3 protein-coding genes are annotated in these 7,209 nt (G+C 36.4%); all 3 read right to left on the bottom strand.

Going from position 1 to position 7,209, the window contains the following annotated elements; all coding sequences use genetic code 11:
- Positions 1 to 250 precede the first annotated feature (250 nt).
- Positions 251 to 1,237, bottom strand: coding sequence for a S1C family serine protease (locus Q0E86_RS08445; protein WP_288520491.1), 987 nt, complete (start codon positions 1,235 to 1,237; stop codon positions 251 to 253).
- Between the two features lie 61 nt (positions 1,238 to 1,298).
- Complete coding sequence (locus Q0E86_RS08440; RefSeq protein WP_295756157.1) at positions 1,299 to 2,753, bottom strand: glutamate synthase subunit beta; 1,455 nt, start codon at positions 2,751 to 2,753, stop codon at positions 1,299 to 1,301.
- 16 nt (positions 2,754 to 2,769) lie between these two features.
- Positions 2,770 to 7,209 carry a glutamate synthase large subunit gene (gene gltB, locus Q0E86_RS08435; RefSeq protein ID WP_295756155.1) on the bottom strand — a complete coding sequence of 1,480 codons (4,440 nt, stop codon included), beginning with the start codon at positions 7,207 to 7,209 and terminating at the stop codon, positions 2,770 to 2,772.

Below are 7,209 nucleotides of genomic sequence, written 5' to 3'. Positions count from 1 at the left end.
ATTTTCCATAAAAAAAAGAGGAGCACATTTTTTGTGTTCCCCTCGAAGCCGTCATTTCTTAACTTAATGACATTGGGAATCAAGTCCCTGTTTTAGCTCCAAAATTTGAAAGGGCAGCGTCCTTATCTTCTCGGATAAGGGTTAGCAAACCAGTTTGCGCATATAACGCCTTCGTCAAAGTTAATATAACATAATTTGTTTAAAAATGTAATAAAAGACTGTTTAAAATGATCTAAACAGTCTATTAGTCTTAGTTCCAAAAGTCAAATGGACTAGAGGAGTCATCGTCATCTTCTTCATTATTGTTATAGTAAGAAGATTGTGTCGATGATTTACTTACATCTTTTCCTTGAAGCATGGTATTGATGGAATCCTTGACATCACTGATCGCAATCGCATAACCCATACCTTCTACGTCGGTATCACTTAATTTTGCGGAGTTAATGCCAATCAATTCACCACTCATATTAAGTAGGGCACCACCAGAATTTCCTGGATTGATTGCTGCATCCGTTTGAATATAAGATTGAGATGTATCTTTATTTGAACTTGTTGATACACTACGATTTGTAGCCGATACAATACCTGTTGTAACACTTTGACCATAACCTAACGCATTACCAATCGCAACGACTTGTTCACCAACTTGTAGTTTGTCACTATCTCCAATGGATGCGATTGCTATTTGTTTTAGTGTATCTTCACTTAAATCTTTGGTTTTAATGGAAATCACAGCTAAATCACGATCTTCATCTACACCTTTTACAGTAGCCTCTACATTGGTATTATCCGCTAATGTACAAGTTAAAGTGGTAGCACCTTCAATCACGTGATAGTTTGTCAAAATATCGATTTCACCATCTTGTTTATTAATGATGACACCACTACCTACACTTGTACTTTCTTGTTGCGTAAACGGATTGCTTCTAGAATTACGTCCATATAGACTGAAATAATTTTGTACATCCGATACCGATACATTGGTAATCGATACAATACTAGGCATACAGTTTTGAGCGACTTTACTTACATCTGATGTTGATTTAGTTGAAGTGTTGACAACATTTGTACTCTGTACCGTCGTATTTTGTTTATTGTAGTTATCCACTACATAATTGACACCTTGAAAACTTCCGGCGGCAACTACGCCAAATGTTGCAGCACTTAAAATCAATTTGGAACCTTTCTTGAATAATCTATAATTTGAATTTGGAATTTTTGGCATTTCATTTTTCATGTCCTTATACCTCCTTGTTTACAATATAAGGATATGATTCTAACCTTAAATCAACTTTAAATTATTCAATATTTGTATAACCCATTAAATAGCTATCAACCTCTTTAGCACATTCCTTACCTTCATGGATGGCCCATACAACTAAGGATTGACCTCTATGACAATCACCAGCCGTAAAGTATTTGTCTTTGACTTGATATGAGTTTGGTTGTGTTACAATCGTATTTCTTTGAGAGGTTTCGAGTTTAAAACTTTTCTTTAAATCATCCTCAACACCAATAAAGCCAGCCGCAATCAATAGTAAGTCACAATCTAAAATTTGTTCTGAACCTTTAACTTCTTCAAGTTTGCCATTGTTGAAGTGCACTTTTACAGTTTTGATCTGTTTTAGATTCTTTTGATCATCTAAGATACATTCTTTAACCGTCGTTTCATAAATACGTGGGTCTTTTTTAAATACCGCAATCGCTTCTTCTTGACCATAATCTGTTTTACAGATCTTAGGCCACTCTGGCCAAGGATTACTTTCCAATCTTTCATCCGGTGCTTTAGGCATCATTTCAATTTGAACTACACTTGCACAACCCTGACGAATACTTGTTCCAACACAATCATTTCCAGTATCCCCACCACCTACAATGACGACATGTTTATATTTGGCAGAGATTTCTTCGGTATTATCCAATAGATGTTTGGTTGCCTTTGTAAGATAGTCCACCGCAAAATAAATACCTGAACAATCACGATTCTTTACATTTAGATCACGAGCTTTTTTAGATCCAGTCGCAAAAATGATCGCATCATATTCTTTTTCCAATTCTTTTTTAGTGATGTCTTTTCCAACATTCACATTCGTTTTAAAAACAATGCCTTCTTCAGTAAGAATATCTAATCTTCTTTGAATTACTTTCTTTTCCAATTTCATGTTTGGAATGCCATACATCAATAGGCCACCAATACGATCTTCTTTTTCAAAGACAGTTACAGAATGTCCTCTTCGATTTAAATCATGAGCTAGTGCAAGTCCTGCAGGACCAGAACCAATGATGGCTACTTTTTTATCGGAACGAACACTAGGAATATAGGCTTTCATCCAATTATTTTTATAAGCTGTTTCAATGGTATACAACTCATTTTCTTTAATTGTGACAGGTTCTTGATCTAAACCATTTAAACATGCCTTTTCACATAAAGCCGGGCATACACGGCCTGTAAATTCAGGGAAGGGATTGGTCTTTAATAATCTTGATAAAGCTCTTTTATCATTGCCATTATAGATTTCATCATTCCATTCCGGAATTAAGTTATGCAAAGGACAGCCAGTTACCATATTTTTTAATTTAATGGCAGACTGACAAAAGGGAACGCCACAATTCATGCAGCGCGCACCTTGTTTACGTCTTGTTTCTTCATCTAAAAAGGGATGAAATTCATTAAAGTTTGTGATTCGACTAAGAGGTTGGATGGCCTCGTTTTCTTGTCTTTCATATTCTAAAAATCCTGTTGGTTTTCCCATACTCTTTCATCCTTTCTTAAGCGTGTACTTGTTCAAAAGCCATTAGGCTTGCTTCATCATCATGATAGCCTTTTGATTTTAAATCTTGAATCAAAGTTGTGATCTTTTCATAATCCTTTGGCACGATCTTTTTAAAGTTCGATAATTCTTGATCAAGATTTGATAAGATCTTTTCGGCAACATCTGAATTTGTGTACTTATAGTGATTCTTTAATAAATGAGACAATACTTCAATGTCCGCTTTACCATTTACTTCATACGTATTGACTAATTGTTTATTTAAACGTGTATATAAATCATGATTTGGATCATAAATATACGCAATACCACCAGACATACCGGCAGCTAAGTTTTTACCAGTTCGACCTAAAATCACAACTGTACCACCTGTCATATATTCAAGTCCATGATCTCCTACACCTTCTACAACAGCACTTGCACCTGAGTTTCTTACCGCAAAACGCTCACCAGCCATACCACGAATATAAGCTTCACCACTTGTTGCACCATATAAGGCAACGTTTCCAATAATGACATTTTCATTTGGCTTAAAAGTCGCTTCTTTATTCGGTTGAATGATCAATTTACCACCCGATAAGCCTTTGCCGAAATAGTCATTCGCATCACCATGTACATCTAAAGTGATTCCTTTTTGTACGAAGGCACCAAAAGATTGTCCAGCACCACCGTTACAATGTACAGTATACATATCGTCTTCTAATGTGTTATTGAATTGTTTTGTGACGGCATTGGATAAAATTGTTCCTACAGTACGATCAGTACTTGAAATATGGATTGTTTCAGCATGAGGCTTTTTCTCATTAAAGTAAGGCTCAAATTTAGGAAGTAATGTCTTCATATCCACGGTTTTTTCAAGCTCAAAGTTATATGTATCCTTTGGCTGATAGTGAATATTGTGAGGTTGCATTAAGATGTTTGAATAATCCATATTCGCATCTTCATCCACTTCTAGATTATCCGTATGACCGACCATTTCATCGATTGTACGATAGCCAAGTTCAGCCATGATTTCTCTTAATTCACGCGCAATAAACAACATGAAGTTCATGACATATTCTGGTTTTCCTTTAAAACGTTTTCTTAATTTTTGATTCTGTGTAGCGACACCAAATGGACATGTATCTAGATTACATACACGCATCATCATACATCCCATTGTAACTAATGGTGCAGTCGCAAAGCCAAATTCTTCCGCTCCAAGTAAGCATGCGATGGCTACATCTTTTCCAGTCATTAATTTTCCATCGGTTTCAATTAAAACGCGACTTCTTAAACCATTTTCCACTAAATTTTGATGTGCTTGTGCTAAACCCAATTCCCAAGGAAGACCTGCATGGTGAATACTACTTTGTGGGGCAGCCCCAGTACCACCATCATAACCAGAAATTAAGACAACGGTAGCTCCGGCTTTGGCAACACCGGATGCGATCGTACCAACACCAGCTTCAGATACAAGTTTGACACTGATACGAGCTTGTGGGTTGGCATTCTTTAAGTCGTAGATCAATTGAGCTAAGTCTTCAATCGAATAAATATCGTGGTGAGGAGGAGGGGAAATCAAAGATACACCTGGAGTAGAGTATCTTGTTTTCGCAATCCAAGGATAGACTTTTTTACCTGGTAAGTGTCCACCTTCACCTGGTTTTGCGCCTTGTGCCATTTTAATTTGGATTTCTTTAGCACTGACTAAATATTCTTCAGTTACGCCAAATCGACCACTTGCGACTTGTTTAATAGCTGAGTTCTTTTCTGTACCTAAGCGTTCTGGTTTTTCGCCACCTTCACCTGAATTGGATTTACCACCCAAACGATTCATCGCAATCGCCATACAAGTATGTGCTTCTTCGGAAATGGAACCATAGCTCATAGCTCCGGTTTTAAAGCGTTTTACGATTTCATATTCACTTTCCACTTCCGATAATGGAATACTTTTTTGTGTCTTTTTAAAGTGCAATTGACTTCTCAAATGATGTTTTTGTGAGTTTGAATTTAATTCATTGGAATATTCTTTGAATAAATCATAATCATTGGTTTGTGTAGCTCTTTGAAGTTTCACTATTGTTTCTGGAGAATATAAGTGATCTTCTTTACCATCGCCTTTTCTTAATTTATGGAATCCAATCGAATCTAGACTTGTATCGGTAGTAAGTCCTAATGGATCATAAGCACGATCATGGTGGTAGATCAAATCATTTTCAATATCTTTTAAAGTGATGCCTTCCACTTCACTAATGGTATTTGTGAAATAGGTATCGATGACATCTTTTGAGATTCCAATCGCTTCAAAGATTTGCGCGCCTTGATAGGATTGTAGTGTTGAAATACCCATTTTAGCGGCAATCTTGACAATACCTTTTAAAATGGCTTCATTGTAGTCATCGATGGCGATATTGACTTCTTTATCTAACATATTTAATTGGATCATTTCTTCAATGCATTCATGTGCTAAATATGGATAGATGGCGGTTGCACCATAGCCAAGTAATGTAGCGAATTGATGTACATCTCTTGGTTCGCCACTTTCTAGAATGATGGATACATCCGTTTTCTTTTTGGTTTTGACTAAGTGTTGTTCTAAGGCTGAAACAGCTAAAAGACTTGGAATAGCCATATGACCTTCATCAACGCCTTTATCACTAAGAATCAAGATGTTGGCACCATTTCTGTAGGCTTTATCACATTCAATAAATAAGTTATCTAAGGCTTCTTTTAATGAAGTCGAGCGATAGAATAATAGGGAAATGGTTTCGTTTTTAAATCCTGGTCGATTTAATTGGCGAATCTTATCCATATCTCTAGATGTAAGAATTGGATTGTTGACCTCTAATACCGTACAGTTGTCGGATTTATCTTTTAATAAGTTTCCATCACTTCCAATATAGATGGTTGTATCTGTGACAACTTCTTCACGTAAAGAATCAATGGGTGGGTTGGTTACTTGGGCGAAGAGTTGTTTAAAATAATGGAATAAACTTAAATGATTTTGGGAATAAATTGCCAAAGGGATATCGGTTCCCATCGCACTTGTTGGTTCAAGTTTAACGCGGGCCATTGGTAAAATAATGTCTTTTACATCTTCATAGGTATATCCGAAGATCTTATAAAGAATATCTCTTTCATGTTGAGAATGGATGTGTGTTTTCTTATCGGGAGCCGGTAAGTCTTGAAGGTGTAATAAGTGGTTGTCTAGCCATTCGCCATATGGGTTACTTGTGGCATAGGCTTGTTTTAGATCGTAGTCTTCAATCAATTCTTTTTTGACGGTATCCACAAGTAACATCTTGCCAGGTTCCAAACGAGATTTTTTGATGATCTTCTTTTCGTCAATATCTAAGACACCAACTTCACTTGATAAAATCAACATGTTGTCGCTTGTAAGGTAGTAACGACTAGGTCGAAGTCCATTACGATCTAATACAGCTCCTACTTTTTGTCCATCACTAAATAAAATAGCGGCTGGACCATCCCAAGGTTCCATCATTGTGGCATAGTAGTGATAGAAATCTTTCTTCTTTTGATCCATTGTCTGATGTTTCCATGGCTCAGGAATTAAGATCATTACGGCTTTTTCAAGTGGCATGCCATTCATAACTAAAAATTCTAGGGCATTATCTAACATGGCCGAATCAGAACCCGATGTATTGATGATTGGTAAGATCTTACTTGAGTTTTCATCTAAGAATGTAGAGTGCATACTTTCTTCACGCGCTAACATTTTATTCACGTTAGCACGGATGGTATTGATTTCACCGTTGTGGGCAATATAGCGGTTTGGATGGGCTCTTTGCCAAGATGGTGTTGTGTTCGTTGAAAAACGGGAGTGCACAATTGCGATGGCTGATTTGTAGTTGTTGTCTTGAAGGTCTACATAGAATTTTCTTAATTGAGAAACTAGAAACATACCTTTATAGACAATGGTACGACTGCTTAAAGAAGCTACATAGGTTTCTTTACAGCTCTTTTCAAATTCGCGTCGAATCACATATAGTTTTTGTTCTAAATCTGGACCGCCAGAAACAAAAGCTTGATAAATGCTAGGCATGCAATCTTTGGCTTTTTGACCTAAGATGGAATCATCACATGGAACTTTTCTCCAGTTGATGAATGTACATCCTTCTTGTTCGACAATTTTTTCAAACATCTTTTTATGTTGGTTTAAAAGAAGTTTATTTCTAGGTAAGAAAAACATACCGACACCATAGTTTTGTGGAAGTTTGATGTTGTCTTTTTTTAATGTCTTTCTAAAAAAGTCATCACTGATTTGAAGTAAGATACCTACACCATCACCGACTTTACCACTGGCATCTTTACCAGCTCTATGTTCTAGTTTTTCTACAATGTGTAAAGCTTTATCGACGACATCATAGCTTTGTTTACCATCAATTTGGACTACGGTTCCAATACCGCAGGCATCGTGTTCAATTTCAAAATTCAT

Origin of the sequence: uncultured Holdemanella sp. (assembly GCF_934754935.1) — a bacterium.
GTDB lineage: Bacteria > Bacillota_I > Bacilli_A > Erysipelotrichales > Erysipelotrichaceae > Holdemanella.
The sequence above is the reverse complement of the archived record's forward strand: the minus strand, read 5'-3'. Positions and strand labels throughout refer to the sequence as shown.